Source organism: Streptomyces sp. NPDC088354, assembly GCF_044753585.1.
Lineage (GTDB): Bacteria > Actinomycetota > Actinomycetes > Streptomycetales > Streptomycetaceae > Actinacidiphila.
The window spans coordinates 548,395-563,251 of the sequence record NZ_JBIVNJ010000002.1 but is presented as its reverse complement, the minus strand read 5'-3'; the positions used below and the strand labels follow the sequence as shown (position 1 = coordinate 563,251).

The window sequence follows — 14,857 nt, the reverse complement described above, 5'->3', positions numbered from 1 at the left end:
GTCGTGGCGGGCCCCCCGCCCGCCACGCCGCCGGCCCGGCGGCGGGTACCCGTTCGGCCTCACATGGACCGAATGTGCATGTAGCGCTTCACGTCGGGCAGGACGCGGGACATGGCGAGGACGGCCGCGGCCGCCCCCACCGCGCCGAGGGCGATCTTCCACATGGCGGGTGCTCCTTTCTGTTGGTTCCGCTGTTTGCGTGGTGGGGTCTGCTCGGCCGGATCCGCTCACCGCGGACGAGCCGCGGGACCGCTCGCCGTACGCGGACTTCCGGCCCGCGCGCACTCCTCCCCGACGACCCGGAGCACGAGGCCCACGGCCTCGTCCACGGCGGCGGCGACGGGTGCGCTGAGGCCGATGCCCTCGTCCAGGCAGGCCGGTTCGCAGCCCACGACCAGCACGCGCGTGGGACGGCTGCCCGCGCCCGTGCCGGCGCTGAGGGTGTCCAGCAGGGCCAGGACGGCGTCCGGCGTCATGCGGTGGCCGTCGACGACCGGCGGCTGCGCGGGGTCGGCCGCCGGCTGCGGCGGCACCTCGATCAGCCGCAGGGTGCCGGGCGGCTCGCCCCCCGGCACGGCGTCGACCAGGACCACGCAGCGGTAGCCGTCCAGCAGCCGGTACGCCAGGTGCACCCCGCGGACGCCGGTGTCGGTGAGCTCGGCGCCCTCCGGCAGCGGGTGCCCGGCCAGCCGCCGTACGACCTCGACGCCGAAGCCGTCGTCGCCCAGGAAGATGTTGCCGATGCCGGCGACCAGCACGCCGCCGCTCACGCCCCCGCCGCTCACGCCTCCTCCGCCGGGGCCAGTTCGTCGGGCTGGAAGTACAGGAACCGCCCCTGCTGGCGCCGGAGTTCCGCGCCCGGGTCGCCGATCACGGTGACCGCGAGGTGCACCCCGCCGTCCACGTCGTGCAGCACCGCCTCCACCAGCGCCCCGCGCCCGTGCAGGAACAGGTCCTGGGCGTCGGTGCGCCGCTTGCCGGGGCGCAGCACGACCCGGCTGCCCGCGCCGACGGACGCGCCCTCGATCACCACGCGGTCGCGCGCCGGGTCCACCGAGGCGTCGGCGCCCGGGTCCCACCAGGGCGTGTCCGGCGCGGTCACGGACGGCACCGGGTCCGGCCCGGTGACCTCGCGCAGCGCCCGTACGGCCCCGTGCAGACGCTCCATCACCTCCGGCGGCATGGTCTCCGCCAGGTCGATGACGGCGGCGGCGCGGTCGTCGGTGCCCCTGGCGTGCCGCTTCTCCTCGTCGGTGAGGGCGGCGGTGCGCAGGGCCAGGATCTCGTCGATCTCGGTGGCGTCGTACATCGCGCCGGCGCTCTCCGGGGCGATGCGCGGATGGTCCTCCAGGATGATGGGGGAGGACAGCACCACGTCGGCGGCACCGTCGTCGCCCGCCAGCACCGGCCACGTCTGCTCGTTGCGGCACTCCGCGACGGCTCCGCGCGCCCACTGCGGCGGATCGGTCATGGAGACGAACGAGCCCGCGGTCAGCCCGAGCATCAGGTGTGCCGACACCAGCGAGTGCGCGAGGGCGTCCTCGCGCCGGTTCGCGGTGCCCGGGCCGGTGTTCTCCACGACGGCGGTCAGCCGCAGGACCCGGTAGGGGCCCGGCAGTTCCTCCGCGGAGATCCGGACCACGCCTTCCAGCGCCTCGCGGCGCCGGACGACCGCGCCGACAGGCGCGCCGCCCTCGCCCTCGACCGGCTCGGTGGTCTCGGCCGCGGGCAGGGTGAACGGGAGTGTAATGCCGCCCGCGGTCAACTCGGCCACGCCGGCCTTCAGTTCGACGCGCTCTTCGAACCCCTCGTCCCAGGGCACCAGGACCCGGTCGGGCAGTTCCAGCGCCTCCACCGGCTGGTACGACCCGTCGGGCAGCAGGCGCCGGACGGTGCGCCGCTGGGCGTGCAGGAAGCGCAGCTCGGCGTGGAGCACGGCGTCCGCGCGCGGCTCCATGAGGAGTTCCGTGCGCTGCGCGGCGGGTTCGCCCGACGCGGCCGCCCACGCCGGGGGCACGAGCACGCCGAACTGCCAGCGCATGCGGTTCTTCGCCGACGACGCCCGGTACGGGTAGAGGACGTAGCCCTCGAAGAGCACGGCGTCGGCCACCTTGCGGGCGGTGCCGAAGCGTTCGGCCGTCCCCGCGGTCCCCGCCGCCTCCGCGGCGCCGGCCGTCACCGTGCCGCTCCGGCGAGCAGGGCCTCCACGGTGGCCTCCCAGGACGGCAGCGCGTGCCGGCTGCGGAAGGACCGCAACGCGTCCATGGAGCCGCGCGGCAGCCGGATCCAGCCGCAGCCGGGGAAGTGCGCGTCGATCGTCTCCCGCCACACCGCCACCGGAAGGCGGCACGTGGCCTCCTTGTGCCAGGGCACGGGCAGCACCTGGAATCCGCCGGGTCCGAGGAAGGCGGTGCCGGAGAACAGCATCAGCAGCGGTGCCTCGCCCTCCTCCAGTGCGTCGAAGTACTTGGCGGAGGCGATGTCCATGTCGTAGGTGCACGGCACCGGCAGATCGACCTCGACCTCGCCGGTGAAGCCGGGCACCATCACCGGCACCTGGGCGAACTGGAGCGGTTGCAGCGTGGTGCCCCAGCGTTCGGGCCCGCCGAACAGGTCGTCCAGGCCCTCGGCCTCGGCCGGTGTGTACCCGCGCTGTGCCGGCTCGATGCGCAACTGGCAGCGCAGTGCGATCGCGTGCACCCGCTCCCCGCCGGAGGCGGTGATCCGCAGCCGGAAGACGAGCGTCGGTCCGGCGGCGTACGGATCGGCCCGTACGCCCGTGCACGTGAAGCCCAGGTCGGTCACGACCGGTTCCCTTCCCGCGGCACGGCGGCCGCCCGCTGTCGTAGGTCGTCGAAGAAGGCGGCGAGCTCGGCGCGCGCCCCGGGCCCGCCGTCGAAGCCCTGCCAGGTCAGCCGCAGCCGGCCGACCAGTTCGTACGCGCGGTCGACCGGCGTCAGGTAGCACTCGCCGCCGTCGCCCTCGCGGCGCACCAGCAGCGTCTCCACATCCGGTCGCAGCGCGCGCGCCAGTGGCGAGTCGCCGAACACGGCCTCCCAGGTGCCCGGGTCCACGTCGCTCTCGGTGGCGCCCGCCGGGCTGGGGTAGAGCACGACGGGCCGGTCGAGGGAGGCGTTGTGGAAGAAGAAGGCCACCGACACCGGGATGCGCAGCCGCTGCCAGGCCACGGCGTCCGGCACCGAGCCGGGGTCGGAGAGATAGCGGTCGGGCACGGAGGCGAAACGGCCGCCGCCGGCGCCCGGCCGGTCGAAGAGCAGCGAGCAGGGCGTGCAGGCGCACGCCAGCGCGCGCCGGCCGACGTCCACCAGGTGCCGGTGGGGACCGGTCAGCGTCTCCCCGCACAGCTCGCACCGTTCGGGTGCGGCCGGGCGCGGGGCGACGAAGCGGCGCAGCCCCGCCGCGGGTGGGGACTGCGGGTTCACGGCGCCCCCGGCGGGCGGGTGCCGATCTGGAGCAGGGCGGGTTCCCGCGCGGCGGGACCGGCATGCGGCAGCTCGACCGCGGTCACCTCGGGCGCCCAGCAGGACAGCGCGGCCTCGATGCGCTGCCGGGTGGCGTCCATGGTGCTCGGGCAGCCGCAGCCGCCGCCCTCGCGGGCGGCCAGCCGCAGCGTGCCGCTGTCGGGGTCGAAGTGCTCGATGTCCACCGAGGTGCCGGCCCGGGCGGCGTGGACCGCGCGCCCGGCCCGCGTGAGGGTGTCCTCGGGGTGCAGGTCGTGCAGGACGAGCAGGCCCGCCACCACCTCGTCCGCCAGCAGCGCGGCCATGGGGTCGGTGCCGCGCTTCTCCAGGAGTTCCACGGCGCGGGCCAGGCCCGCCCCGTAGAACTCCATGAGCGTGCGCACCAGTTCCTCGGCGGCGGCCGCGGCCTCGCCGTCGCCCGAGGCGGCGAGGCCGTCCAGGATCTCCTCGATCCGCCGCGCGGTCCGCTCCGCGCTCATCCGGCCATGCCGCTCAGGCCGGTGGGGACGTGCAGCTTCTCCACGGTGCGGCCGCCGCCGACGTACATGTGGACACCGCACGGCAGACAGGGGTCGAAGCTGCGCACGGCGCGCATGATGTCGATGCCCTTGAAGTTCTCCGGGGAGTTCTCCTCGAAGATCGGGGTGTTCTGCACCGCGTCCTCGTAGGGGCCGGGCGTGCCGTAGGTGTCGCGCACGCTCGCGTTCCAGGGCGTGGGCGGGTACGGGTGGTAGTTGGCGATCTTGCCGCCGCGGATCACCATGTGGTGCGAGAGCACGCCGCGCACCGCCTCGGTGAAGCCCACGCCGATGCTCTCCTCGGGGACCTCGAACTTCTCCCAGGTCTGGGTGCGGCCCGCGCGGACCTCCTCCAGCGCCTTCTCCGTGAAGTGCAGGGCGCAGGCGGCGGCGTAGGCCTGGAAGTAGGTCCGTGCCCGGTTGCGCTCCAGGGCGTTGCTCCACTGCGGGATCTTCCACTCGAAGGTGGTCTCCGGCTTGGTCAGCGTCTTGGGCAGGTTGATGACCACACTGTGCCCGGTGGCCTTCACATAGCCGATGTCGACCAGCCCGTTGAGCGCCGTCGACCACAGGCGGGCCAGCGGGCCGCCGCCGGTGTCGAGGGCCAGGTGCTCCTGGCCGTCGAACCAGCGCGGCGACATGACCCAGCTGTACTTGTCGTCGAAGTCCCGCTTCTGCGGCGCCGGGATGGTGTGCTGGTTCCACGGGTGGCGCGGGTCGACCGGGTTGCCGAGCGGGTCGTGCGTGACGAACTGCTCCTGGCCCTCCCAGTCCTGGTAGTACGAGCTGCCCAGGAGGATCCGGATGCCGAGGTTGATGTTCGTCAGGTCGTTGGTGACCAGCTTGCCGTCCACGACGATGCCGGGGGAGACGAACATCCGCCGGCCCCAGTCGGTCATGTTGGCGTAGGTGAAGTCGCAGTACTCCGGGTCGTTGAAGGCGCCCCAGCAGCCGAGCATGATGCGGCGGCGGCCGACCTCCTCGTAGCCGGGCAGGGCCTCGTAGAAGAAGTCGAAGAGGTCGTCGTGGAGCGGCACGACCCGCTTCATGAATTCGACGTACCGCATCAGCCGGGTGAGGTAGTCGGTGAACAGCTGGACCGACGCGATGGTGCCGACGCCGCCTGCGTACAGCGTGGAGGGGTGGACGTGCCGGCCCTCCATCAGGCAGAACATCTCCCGCGTGTAGCGGCTCACTTGGAGCGCCTCGCGGTAGAACTCGCCCTCCAGCGGGTTGAGCGAGCGCATGATGTCCGCGATGGTGCGGTAGCCGTGCTCCGCGGCGTGCGGCGCCTCGGTGCGCTCGGCCAGCTCCAGGACGCCCGGGTTGGTCTCGCGGACCATCTTCTCGCAGTAGTCGACCCCGACCAGGTTCTCCTGGAAGATGTTGTGGTCGAACATGAACTCCGCGGCCTCGCCGAGGTTGATGATCCACTCGCCGAGGTGCGGCGGCTTGACGCCGTACGCCATGTTCTGCGCGTACACCGAGCAGGTCGCGTGGTTGTCACCGCAGATGCCGCAGATGCGGCTGGTGATGAAGTGCGCGTCGCGCGGGTCCTTGCCCCGCATGAAGACGCTGTAGCCGCGGAAGACCGACGAGGTGCTGTAGCACTCGGCGACCCGCTTCTGCTTGAAGTCGATCTTCGTGTGGATGCCGAGGCTGCCCACGATCCGGGTGATCGGATCCCAGGACATCTCCATCAGGCCACTGCCGTCTCCGGCCGTCTTCGTCTTCGGAGCCATGGTTCTGCGTGCCCTTCGTCAAGCGGGGGAGGCCGGGGTCGGCGGCCGGGGTCAGTGCCGGGGTCGGTGGCCGGTGCGGTGCCCTGGGGTCACCAGGGCGCCTTGTAACCGGTGGTGAGCTTGCGGCCGGTGTGGCGCCACTTGGGCTCGTGGTCGACGGTCTTGGCCGTCATGGAGCGGAGCCTGCGGATCGCCGCGCCGTACACGCCGCTGGCGGTGCTGGACAGCCGTGCGCCGGGCGGTTCGTCCATGAACGGCATGAACATGTCCGGGAAGCCCGGCATGGTGCACGCGATGCAGATGCCGCCGACGTTGGGGCAGCCGCCGACGCCGTCCATCCAGCCGCGCTTGGGGACGTTGCACTTGACCACCGGGCCCCAGCAGCCGATCTTCACCAGGCACTGCGGGGAGTCGTAGCGGTCGGCGAACTGGCCCTGCTCGTAGTAGCCGGCCCGGTCGCAGCCCTCGTGGACGGTCGCGCCGAACAGCCAGGCCGGGCGCAGCTTGTCGTCCAGCGGGATCATCGGCGCGGAGCCGGCCGCCTGGTAGAGCAGGTACGTCAGCGTCTCCGCGAAGTTGTCCGGCTGGATCGGGCACCCGGGCACGCAGACGATCGGGATGCCCGCCTTGGACTTCCACTCCCAGCCCAGGTAGTCGGGCACGCCCATGGCGCCGGTCGGGTTGCCCTCCATGGCGTGGATGCCGCCGTACGTGGCGCAGGTGCCGATGGCGACCACGGCCAGGGCCTTGGGCGCCAGGCGGTCGATCCACTCGCTGGTGGTGATCGGCTGGCCCGTCTCCGGGTTGTCGCCGAAACCGCACCAGTAGCCCTCGGCCTTGATCGACTCATTGGGGATGGACCCCTCGACGACCAGCACGAAGGGGTCGATCTCGCCGCGCTCGGCCTTGAAGAACCACTCGATGAAGTTGTCGGCGCCCTGGACCGGACCGCACTCGAAGTCGATCAGCGGCCAGTGCACGGCGATCTTCGGCAGGCCGGGGAGCCCGCCGAGGGCGATCTCCTCGATGCTGGGCAGCGTCGCGGCGGTGAGCGACACGGAGTCGCCGTCGCAGCTGAGCCCGGCGTTGATCCAGAGAATGTGGATCGGCGCCTCGTCGTCGGCCGGGGTGGGGGCGGCGGCGTTCGTGGTCGCAGCAGTCGCATCCATGGGGATGCCTCCTCAGAGAGCGGCAAATGCCACATAACGGCATCTCCTCCCCTTGATAGCGACTGGCTCGCCGGAGCGGGATGTTGAAGGGGGCCAATCCGGTGATCTGTTTTTCGGTCCGGTTCGCTGGGCGGCCTCTGTGAACGCTTGCGTGGCCCGGCATGGAGGCACTCCGGTGCGTGGGGGAGTTCTCCCGGGTGACCCCGGGGGCGATCGTTCACCGCCGCGGTCGCCGCCGTGGCTGCCCTGCTCCTCGGCGCCGGACTCGACCACTGCACGACGACTCGGCAAGGACAGCGCCCATGAGCCTCACGTTCACCGACTGCACCTACCGCTACAAGCGCCGCAACCGGCCGGTGCTGGCGGACTTCTCGTACGAGCTTCAGGAAGGCCTCACCGTCCTCCTCGGGCCGAACGGCGCCGGAAAGTCCACGCTCCTGCGACTCGGGGCCTCCGTGATCCGGCCGCAGTCCGGCCGCATCTCCTGGGACGCGATCGCTTCGACGGCGCGCGAATACCGTCGGCGCGTCTCGTGGATGCCACAGCAGGTCACCCCCATGGCGGGGCTGACCGCCAGGGAGCAGGTCGCCTACACGGGCTGGTTGAAGGGCATGAACCGCGGGGACGCCTGGGACCGTGCGCTGGACGCGCTCTCCAGGGTGGGCCTCCAGGACCAAGCGGGGGACCGGGTGAAGAACCTCTCCGGAGGTCAACTGCGCCGCGTCGGAGTCGCCGCCGCCCTGGTGCACGACTCCCGGGTCCTGCTCCTGGACGAGCCGACGGCGGGCATGGACCCCACCCAGCGGCGCGTCTTCCGCGACATGCTGGGTGCCGCCTTGGGCGCCGGCGGTCTCAGCGTCCTGATGTCGACCCACGACGTGGCGGACCTGGCCGGAGAGGCCGACCGCGTCACCGTGCTCTCCGAGGGGCGCATCCGCTTCGACGGCACCCCGCACCACTTCCTCGCCCAGGCCCCCGCGGACACCCCGGACCCCCGCCATGCGGAAGCCGCCTACACCGCGTTGACGCTGCGGGGGTGAGAGGCGCCGGCAGGACGGCGGGGTCCACTGACATACACGCCGCGCGCCCAGGGCCTTCACCGCTCCGACCGACCACGCGTCCGGCGGTCGACATGAGCGGAGAGGGGAACGCCGGGGTCCGAGGCCGGCAGCTCGGGCGGTCAGCGGGAGGTGAGGGGTGTCTCGGACTCGATGCAGGTGAGCTCCTCGGGGTTGCGGACGTAGTAGAGCCCGGTGACCCGGCCGTTCTCGACGCGTACGGCCATGAAGCCGTCGATCACGCCGTCGAGGCGCAGGACGAGTCCAGGGTTGCCGTTGACCGTCGTGAGCGTGCTGGTGAAGGTACCGCCGACCTTCTCGAGGCTGAAGCGATAGCTCCTCACGCCGTGCCGCATCCGGGGGAGGGACGGCTGCGGACGAAGGCGGCGCGCAGGGCGTGGTAGGGGGCCTCGGGGTCGGAGAAGGTGGCGCGCATGCGGGCGAGCTCGGCGTCGCGGTAGGCGGACAGGGGCTGGACCGCCTCGCGGCGTTCGAGGTCGGCCTTCTTGGCGGCGATGCGGGCCTGGGCGGCGGCGGTGCCGGCCAGGCGGGCGGCCAGCCGGCGCACATCGGCGGCGAAGTCCCGTGGTCCGCACATCAGCAGCCGGTCCACCAGGCCGAGCCGCATCGCCTCCGTGGCGCCGACCGGCATGGCCCGTTCGGTGAGCCGTCGCGCCGTGCCGGTTCCGACACGGCGGGGCAGGGAGTAGGTCCAGTACTCCGATCCGTACAGGCCCATCAGGCGGTAGTGCGGGTTGAGCACCACGCCCTGGCGGCACCAGACCTCGTCCGCGGCGAGGGCGAGCATCACGCCGCCGGCGCCCGCGTTGCCGCCCAGCGCGGCGACGACGAGGCGGTCGGTGGTGGTGAGGACCGCCTCGACGAGGTCGTTCATGGCCGTGATGTTGGCCCAGGACTCCGCGGCGGGGTCCGCGGCGGCCTCGATCGTCTTGAGGTCGATGCCGTTGGAGAACACGTCCCGGCCACCGCCCAGCACCAGCACCGAGGTGGGCCGGGCGCAGGCGCGCCGGTATGCCGTCAGCAGGCGGCGGCAGACGTCGGTGGACATGGCGCCGCCCGGGATCGAGAACGAGAGCACACCCGCGGCCCCCTGCTCGCGGTAGCGGATGTCGGCCCAGTCGTCCTCGTCCGCGTCCCGGGCGGGGACCTCGGGGAGGTCCGGCAGCAGTGCGCCGAGCGCGGTGACCGCGGGCAGGGCGAAGGTGCCCGGGCCGCCGGGGGTGCGGCGGGCCCGCAGCCGCGGGATCCACACCGCGCCGTCCGACGTCGCCCGGCACACCGCGCCCGCCCGGGTGGCCAGCAGCCGCCCGGGCTCGCCGCGCAGCCGCTGCTCGGGGTGGCCGCCGTGCAGGAACCAGCGGGCGCCGAGCAGTTCGTCCAGCACGCCGGGCCGGGAGTCGGCGGCGCGGAGCTTGCGCAGGACGGTCCCGGTGGTGTCGTGGGCCCAGTCGACGCGCCGCTCGTCCTGGGTGACGGCCGGCCGGGCGCGGATGTGCGGGCGGACCGCCGCGTCGGTCTGCGGCCTCGGGAGGTAGGCGCCGGAGGCGACGCGGTCGACCGCCAGCAGAACGGCCTCCATGGCGGCGTCGGAGATCTCGCCGCGGTACAGGTCGCTCTTGCCGACGGGCGGAACGGCGCAGCCCACGGAGGCCCAGACCGCCCCGGCGTCCATCTCGGCCTCCGCCTGGAGGACCGTCACGCCCCACTCGGCGGCGCCCTCCTGGATCGCCCGGTCCAGCGAGGCGGGGCCCCGGTCGCCGGGCGGTCCGGGGTGGACGACCAGGCAGGTGCGGGCGGCGCAGACGTCCGGCGGGATCGCCGCCTTGAGCATCGGCGCGAGGACGAGTTCCGGCTCGTACCGGGCCACCGCCGCGCGCACCGCTGCGCCGTCCGGGGTCACCTCGACGGCGACGCTGTGACCCAGTTCGGTGAGTTCCACCAGGGCGCGCTGGGTCAGGCTGTTGAACGCCGAAGCCACCAACAGGATGTGCATCTGTACCTCCCGGCCACCCGGCACGGTCGGGGAGCGCCAGGACTCTTCGCAGCCGATGATGCCCGCCGGGCGGCCGCCGCCCGGTGCGGCCCGGCCGGGGCGTCACCCGATCGGCCAGAACCGGCTATTGACGCGGACGCATCAAGTCGATAGGTCTATACCAGATGCTTTGGTACAGACCAAATCTGCGCCTGTTCCCGCCTGTGGAGGCATGGATGCGAAGAACTCTGGCCCTGGTCACCGCGCTCGTCGGAGCGCTCGTCCTGCTCCTCGCCCCGCCCGCCGCCGCGGCCACCCCGACCGCGGCCTTCGTGAAGACGTCGACCTGGGACACCGGTTACCAGGGGCAGTACACGATCACCAACGGCGGCACCACCACGCTCAGCGGATGGACCGTCGAATTCGACCTGCCCTCCGGTACCTCCGTCGGCTCCTACTGGGACACGCTGCTCACCCAGAGCGGCAGCCACTACACCTTCAAGAACCGCGACTACAACGGCACTCTGGCCCCCGGCGCGACCGCCGCCTTCGGCTGGGTCTCCACCGGCACCGGCGCGCCCACCGGCTGCAAGCTCAACGGCGGCTCCTGTACCGGCGGCGGTGGGGGCAACGACACCACCGCGCCCAGCGTCCCGTCCGGTGTGACCGTCGGCTCGGCGACGAGTTCGTCCCTCACCGTGCGCTGGACCGCCTCCACGGACGACTCCGGCAGCGTTGCCGGCTACGAGGTCTCGCGCGACGGCGGCACGCCCGTCGCGGTGACCGGTACCTCGTACACCGCCACCGGGCTCTCGGCGAGCACCGCCTACGCCTTCCGGGTGCGGGCCAAGGACGCGGCCGGCAACACCTCCGCGTACAGCACCGCCGTCAGCGGGACGACCACCTCCGGCGGGGGCACCAACCCGCCGCCCGGCGGCGTCAGGACCGCCCCCTACGTCGACATGGGTGCCTGGCCGACGCCCAGCCTGACCGCCATGTCCTCGGCGAGCGGACTGAAGAGCTTCACCATGGCCTTCATCACCGCCTCCTCCTGCAAGGCGATGTGGTTCAACGCGTACGACCCGCGCGCGGCGTGGGGCAAGGACCAGATCGACGCCATCCGCGCGGCCGGCGGTGACGTCAAGATCTCCTTCGGCGGCGCCTCCGGCATCGAACTGGCCCAGGCGTGCGGGACGGTCGACGCGCTGTACACCGAGTACAACGCCGTGGTGAACGCCTACGGCCTGACCTACGCCGACTTCGACATCGAGGGCGCGGCCACCGCCGACCCGGCCTCCGTCGCCCGCCGCTCCCAGGCGCTGGCCCGGCTGCAGCAGGCCCACCCCGGGCTGCGGATCTCGCTGACCCTGCCCGCGCTGCCCGAGGGGCTGACGGACGACGGACTGGCCGTCGTGCGCTCCGCCCGGGACGCGGGCGTCACCCTGGACGTCGTCAACATCATGGCGATGGACTACTACCGCTCCACCGACTACGGCGACGCCGCGGTCCAGGCCGCCAACAACACCTTCGCGCAGCTCAAGACCCTGTATCCGGGCAAGACCGACGCTCAGGTGTGGGCCATGACCGGGGTCACGCCGATGCTCGGCCAGAACGACGACGGCCACATCTACGACCAGGCCGACGCGCGGCAGCTGGTCGGCTTCGCCCAGGGCAAGCACCTCGGGATGCTGGCCTTCTGGGAGATGACGCGGGACCGCAACGCCTGCAACGGCGCGCTCTACATGTGCACCAACATCGCGCAGTCGCCGTACGAGTTCTCGAAGATCTTCGCGGGCTACAGCGGCTGACGCCGCGCCCGCGGCCACCGCGGGCCGCGCCGTTCATTGCTCCATCGGGCCGTCATCGCGTACGAAACGCGGTGGCGGCCCGCTGCTTTCCGGCCGATGTAGAGATGATGTGTCGGGCCGTGAAGGCACTTTCACCCAGTCCGCGGCTCCGCTGAGTCCTTTCACCGGACGCCCAGCCCCGCCCCAAGTGCGACACAACGGATAGTGCACAGTGTGAACAATCGGTGACTGAAAGTCGCGGAGCGATGTGACGCGGACGTGTCCGATGCACAAGACTCCGGGACGTCCGATTACCGGAGCGAGAGCCGAAGGAGTGTTCGCTATGCGGTTCAGTGCGGTGAGTGCCTGTCTGGCCCTGGTGGCGGCGGTGGGTTCGGCCGGAGTGGCGGCCGGCACCGCCGAGGCGCGGCCGGCGGGTGCGGCGAGTCTGTACGCACCTTCCGCCGTGGTGCTGTCCGTGGGCAAGGGCGAGGATCCGGCCACGGCGACGATGCAGCGCACGGTGGTGCTGCGGTGCAGCCCGACCCCGTACGGCGACCACCCGGACCCGGCGTCCGCCTGTGCGGAACTCAGGGCGGTGCAGGGTGACTTCACGGCGCTGACCGCCGACTCCCCGGGTGCGAACTGCACCCGCATCTGGGACCCGGTCGTCGTCACCGCGGACGGGGTCTGGGAAGGCCGTCGTGTCACCTTCAGCCGCGCGTTCGGCAACGCGTGCATGCTGCGCGGCAGTGACACGCACGGTGTCTTCGCCTTCTGACGGGCCGTCGAGAAGGCGGTGACGGCGAAGGTGTGACCCGAAAGCCACGGGGTTCACCGTGGGGGAGAACCCTGTGAGGGGCGGCCGACTCGTGGGACGGAGTCGGCCGCCCCTGATTCTTTTGTCCGCCCGCCCAGGCATGGCATGGCAATCCCCTCTGGTTCAAGGGGGGTTGACGCGGCATTGGTCTAGTCCTACCGTCATCCGTCAATCGCATCGTTCACGGGTGAGTCCCTTGTTCACCCTTGTGAACGTGCCGTCTCCTGGGAAGGCGTCCCCCACATGTCCCACAGAACACGCGGCATCCTGTCCAAGTCCGTCCTCGCCCTCAGCGCGGCCCTCGTCGCCGCCCTGCTGTCGGCGGTACCCGGCACCGGTCGCGCCTCGGCGGCTCCGGCCGCCTTCACGCACCCCGGTGTCCTGGTCAGCCAGTCCCAACTCGACTTCGTGCGCGGCAAGGTCCAGGCCGGAGCGCAGCCGTGGAAGGCCGCGTACGACCAGATGATGGCGTCGTCCTACGCCTCGCAGTCGCGGAACCCCAAGCCGCGCGCGGTGGTCGAGTGCGGCTCGTACTCCAACCCCAACTACGGTTGCACCGACGAGCGCGAGGACGCGATCGCGGCCTACACCAACGCGCTGGCGTGGTACATCACCCGCGACAGCAGGTACGCGCAGAAGGCGATCCAGCTCATGGACGCCTGGTCGGCCACCATCACCGACCACACCAACAGCAACGCCCCGCTGCAGACCGGCTGGGCCGGCTCGGTGTGGCCGAGGGCCGCGGAGATCATCCGCTACTCGTACGGCAACTGGCCGAACGTGAACCGGTTCGCCACCATGCTGCGCACCGTCTACCTCCCCGAGGTCATCAACGGCTCCAAGAGCAACGGCAACTGGGAGCTGAGCATGATGGAGGCCGCCGTCGGCATCTCCGTCTTCCTCGACGACAAGGCCTCCTACGACAAGGCCGTCACCCGCTACCTCAACCGTGTCGCGGCCTACGTCTACCTGGACACCGACGGCGCGCTGCCGAAGACCGTGCCCGGCAGCGGGCTCGACACCCGGGACGAGATCGTCGGCTACTGGCAGGGCCAGTCCACCTTCGTGACCGGCCTGACCCAGGAGACCTGCCGGGACTTCACCCACACCGGATACGGCATCTCCGCGATCTCGCACGTCGCCGAGACCAGCCGCATCCAGGGCCAGGACCTGTACCCGCAGGTCGGCGAACGGCTGCGGCAGGCGCTCGGCTTCCAGTCGAAGTACCAGCGCGGTGAGGCCGTGCCCTCGTGGCTGTGCGGCGGGCACCTCAACCTCGGGCTCGGGCCGGTGACCGAGGTCGGCTACAACGCGATCCACAACCGCCTCGGCTACGCCATGACCAACACCCAGGCGCTGACCGAGTCGCAGCGGCCGGCCGGCAGCAACAACCTGTTCGTGGCCTGGGAGACGCTGACCCACGGGGATAACCTCGCGTGAACCGGCAGAGGTGACCGGCGGCGGAGGGAAGTGGCCATGGCCGTACGTGTGGAGCGCAGCGGACCCGTCACCACGATGGTGCTCTCCCGCCCCGGGGCACGCAACGCCGTGGACGGTCCGACCGCACGGGAACTGGCCTCCGCCTTCCGTGAGTTCGACGCCGATCCCGGAGCCTCGGTCGCCGTGCTGTGGGGGGAGGGTGGCACCTTCTGCGCGGGTGCCGACCTCAAGGCCATCGGCACCCCGCGGGGCAACGAGGTGACCGAGGTGAGGGACGGGGGCGACGGCCCGATGGGCCCGACCCGGATGCGGCTGGGCAAGCCGGTCATCGCGGCGATCTCCGGTCACGCGGTGGCCGGCGGCCTGGAACTCGCCCTCTGGTGCGACCTGCGGGTCGCGGAGGAGGACGCGGTGCTCGGGGTGTTCTGCCGGCGCTGGGGGGTGCCGCTGATCGACGGCGGCACGGTGCGGCTGCCGCGGCTCATCGGGACCTCCCGGGCGATGGACCTCATCCTGACGGGGCGTCCGGTCGACGCGGCCGAGGCCTACACCATGGGCCTGGTCAACCGGGTCGTCCCGGCGGGCGGCGCGCGCGAGGCGGCCGAGCGGCTGGCGTCGGAGATCGCGGCGTTCCCGCAGACCTGCGTACGGCACGACCGGCAGGCCGTGCTGGACGCCGAGGGTCTCCAGGAGGGCGCGGCCCTCGCCGCGGAACTGCGGCACGGCCGGATCTCGCTCGCCGAGGCGGCCGAGGGCGCGGCCCGCTTCGCCGCGGGTGCGGGCCGGCACGGGTCGTTCGGGGAGGACGGGCCGGCCGCGGCACGCTGAGCCGGGGTGCCTTCGCCGGG

The 14,857-nt window shown here is 72.2% G+C and carries 15 protein-coding genes; 5 read left to right on the top strand and 10 right to left on the bottom strand.

Annotated features, from left to right (window positions below; all coding sequences use genetic code 11):
- Positions 1–59 precede the first annotated feature (59 nt).
- The 8 genes from ACIP98_RS05825 to ACIP98_RS05790 form a co-directional block, all read right to left on the bottom strand.
- A complete protein-coding gene (locus ACIP98_RS05825; protein ID WP_384276552.1) occupies positions 60–164 on the bottom strand; it encodes a DUF6893 family small protein in 105 nt (34 codons plus the stop codon).
- Positions 165–227: 63 nt separating this feature from the next.
- The gene (locus ACIP98_RS05820; protein ID WP_401973934.1) at positions 228–785 is read right to left on the bottom strand and encodes a hydrogenase maturation protease; all 558 of its coding nucleotides are present in this window, start codon (positions 783–785) and stop codon (positions 228–230) included.
- Entirely contained in the window at positions 782–2,179 is a 1,398-nt protein-coding gene (locus tag ACIP98_RS05815; RefSeq protein WP_401973932.1) for a hypothetical protein, read from the bottom strand. The genes ACIP98_RS05820 and ACIP98_RS05815 overlap by 4 nt, the downstream gene beginning before the upstream one ends.
- A complete protein-coding gene (locus tag ACIP98_RS05810) occupies positions 2,176–2,805 on the bottom strand; it encodes a DUF6084 family protein (protein ID WP_319660559.1) in 630 nt (209 codons plus the stop codon). The genes ACIP98_RS05815 and ACIP98_RS05810 overlap by 4 nt, the downstream gene beginning before the upstream one ends.
- Positions 2,802–3,443: a DUF5947 family protein gene (locus tag ACIP98_RS05805; protein ID WP_401973930.1), complete on the bottom strand. Its 642-nt coding sequence runs from the start codon at positions 3,441–3,443 to the stop codon at positions 2,802–2,804. Before ACIP98_RS05805 ends, ACIP98_RS05810 begins: the two co-directional genes overlap by 4 nt.
- Positions 3,440–3,961 carry a hypothetical protein gene (locus ACIP98_RS05800; RefSeq protein ID WP_401973928.1) on the bottom strand — a complete coding sequence of 174 codons (522 nt, stop codon included), beginning with the start codon at positions 3,959–3,961 and terminating at the stop codon, positions 3,440–3,442. Before ACIP98_RS05800 ends, ACIP98_RS05805 begins: the two co-directional genes overlap by 4 nt.
- Positions 3,958–5,742 carry a nickel-dependent hydrogenase large subunit gene (locus ACIP98_RS05795; protein WP_319660555.1) on the bottom strand — a complete coding sequence of 595 codons (1,785 nt, stop codon included), beginning with the start codon at positions 5,740–5,742 and terminating at the stop codon, positions 3,958–3,960. Before ACIP98_RS05795 ends, ACIP98_RS05800 begins: the two co-directional genes overlap by 4 nt.
- Positions 5,743–5,831: 89 nt before the next feature.
- Positions 5,832–6,911, bottom strand: a complete 1,080-nt coding sequence (locus tag ACIP98_RS05790; protein WP_319660553.1) for a hydrogenase expression protein HypE — start codon at positions 6,909–6,911, stop codon at positions 5,832–5,834.
- 302 nt (positions 6,912–7,213) lie between these two features.
- Here ACIP98_RS05790 and ACIP98_RS05785 point away from each other — a divergent pair, with 302 nt between their 5' ends.
- On the top strand, positions 7,214–7,951 hold the full coding sequence (locus ACIP98_RS05785; RefSeq protein ID WP_319660551.1) for an ATP-binding cassette domain-containing protein: 738 nt from the start codon (positions 7,214–7,216) through the stop codon (positions 7,949–7,951).
- Positions 7,952–8,091: 140 nt separating this feature from the next.
- Here the strand turns inward: ACIP98_RS05785 and ACIP98_RS05780 are convergent, their stop codons facing one another.
- Positions 8,092–8,313 carry a hypothetical protein gene (locus tag ACIP98_RS05780; protein ID WP_401973926.1) on the bottom strand — a complete coding sequence of 74 codons (222 nt, stop codon included), beginning with the start codon at positions 8,311–8,313 and terminating at the stop codon, positions 8,092–8,094.
- Positions 8,310–9,983 carry an enoyl-CoA hydratase-related protein gene (locus ACIP98_RS05775; RefSeq protein ID WP_401973924.1) on the bottom strand — a complete coding sequence of 558 codons (1,674 nt, stop codon included), beginning with the start codon at positions 9,981–9,983 and terminating at the stop codon, positions 8,310–8,312. The genes ACIP98_RS05780 and ACIP98_RS05775 overlap by 4 nt, the downstream gene beginning before the upstream one ends.
- Before the next feature lie 215 nt (positions 9,984–10,198).
- Here ACIP98_RS05775 and ACIP98_RS05770 point away from each other — a divergent pair, with 215 nt between their 5' ends.
- The 4 genes from ACIP98_RS05770 to ACIP98_RS05755 all read left to right on the top strand — a co-directional run bounded on the left by ACIP98_RS05770 (position 10,199) and on the right by ACIP98_RS05755 (position 14,837).
- Positions 10,199–11,770 carry a cellulose binding domain-containing protein gene (locus ACIP98_RS05770; RefSeq protein ID WP_401973922.1) on the top strand — a complete coding sequence of 524 codons (1,572 nt, stop codon included), beginning with the start codon at positions 10,199–10,201 and terminating at the stop codon, positions 11,768–11,770.
- A gap of 322 nt (positions 11,771–12,092) precedes the next feature.
- Positions 12,093–12,530, top strand: coding sequence for a subtilase-type protease inhibitor (locus ACIP98_RS05765; protein ID WP_319660544.1), 438 nt, complete (start codon positions 12,093–12,095; stop codon positions 12,528–12,530).
- 282 nt (positions 12,531–12,812) lie between these two features.
- The gene (locus ACIP98_RS05760; protein ID WP_319660542.1) at positions 12,813–14,009 is read left to right on the top strand and encodes an alginate lyase family protein; all 1,197 of its coding nucleotides are present in this window, start codon (positions 12,813–12,815) and stop codon (positions 14,007–14,009) included.
- Positions 14,010–14,045: 36 nt separating this feature from the next.
- Positions 14,046–14,837, top strand: coding sequence for a crotonase/enoyl-CoA hydratase family protein (locus ACIP98_RS05755; RefSeq protein ID WP_401973920.1), 792 nt, complete (start codon positions 14,046–14,048; stop codon positions 14,835–14,837).
- The last annotated feature ends 20 nt before the right edge of the window (positions 14,838–14,857 follow it).

Bases quoted from the DNA above. Each gene is read 5' to 3' on its own strand.
- ACIP98_RS05760 (WP_319660542.1), top strand. From the start codon at position 12,813: ATGTCCCACAGAACACGCGGCATCCTGTCCAAGTCCGTCCTCGCCCTC.
- ACIP98_RS05785 (WP_319660551.1), top strand. From the start codon at position 7,214: ATGAGCCTCACGTTCACCGACTGCACCTACCGCTACAAGCGCCGCAAC.
- ACIP98_RS05755 (WP_401973920.1), top strand. From the start codon at position 14,046: ATGGCCGTACGTGTGGAGCGCAGCGGACCCGTCACCACGATGGTGCTC.
- ACIP98_RS05800 (WP_401973928.1), bottom strand. From the start codon at position 3,961: ATGAGCGCGGAGCGGACCGCGCGGCGGATCGAGGAGATCCTGGACGGC.
- ACIP98_RS05790 (WP_319660553.1), bottom strand. From the start codon at position 6,911: ATGGATGCGACTGCTGCGACCACGAACGCCGCCGCCCCCACCCCGGCC.
- ACIP98_RS05770 (WP_401973922.1), top strand. From the start codon at position 10,199: ATGCGAAGAACTCTGGCCCTGGTCACCGCGCTCGTCGGAGCGCTCGTC.
- ACIP98_RS05775 (WP_401973924.1), bottom strand. From the start codon at position 9,983: ATGCACATCCTGTTGGTGGCTTCGGCGTTCAACAGCCTGACCCAGCGC.
- ACIP98_RS05825 (WP_384276552.1), bottom strand. From the start codon at position 164: ATGTGGAAGATCGCCCTCGGCGCGGTGGGGGCGGCCGCGGCCGTCCTC.
- ACIP98_RS05795 (WP_319660555.1), bottom strand. From the start codon at position 5,742: ATGGCTCCGAAGACGAAGACGGCCGGAGACGGCAGTGGCCTGATGGAG.
- ACIP98_RS05765 (WP_319660544.1), top strand. From the start codon at position 12,093: ATGCGGTTCAGTGCGGTGAGTGCCTGTCTGGCCCTGGTGGCGGCGGTG.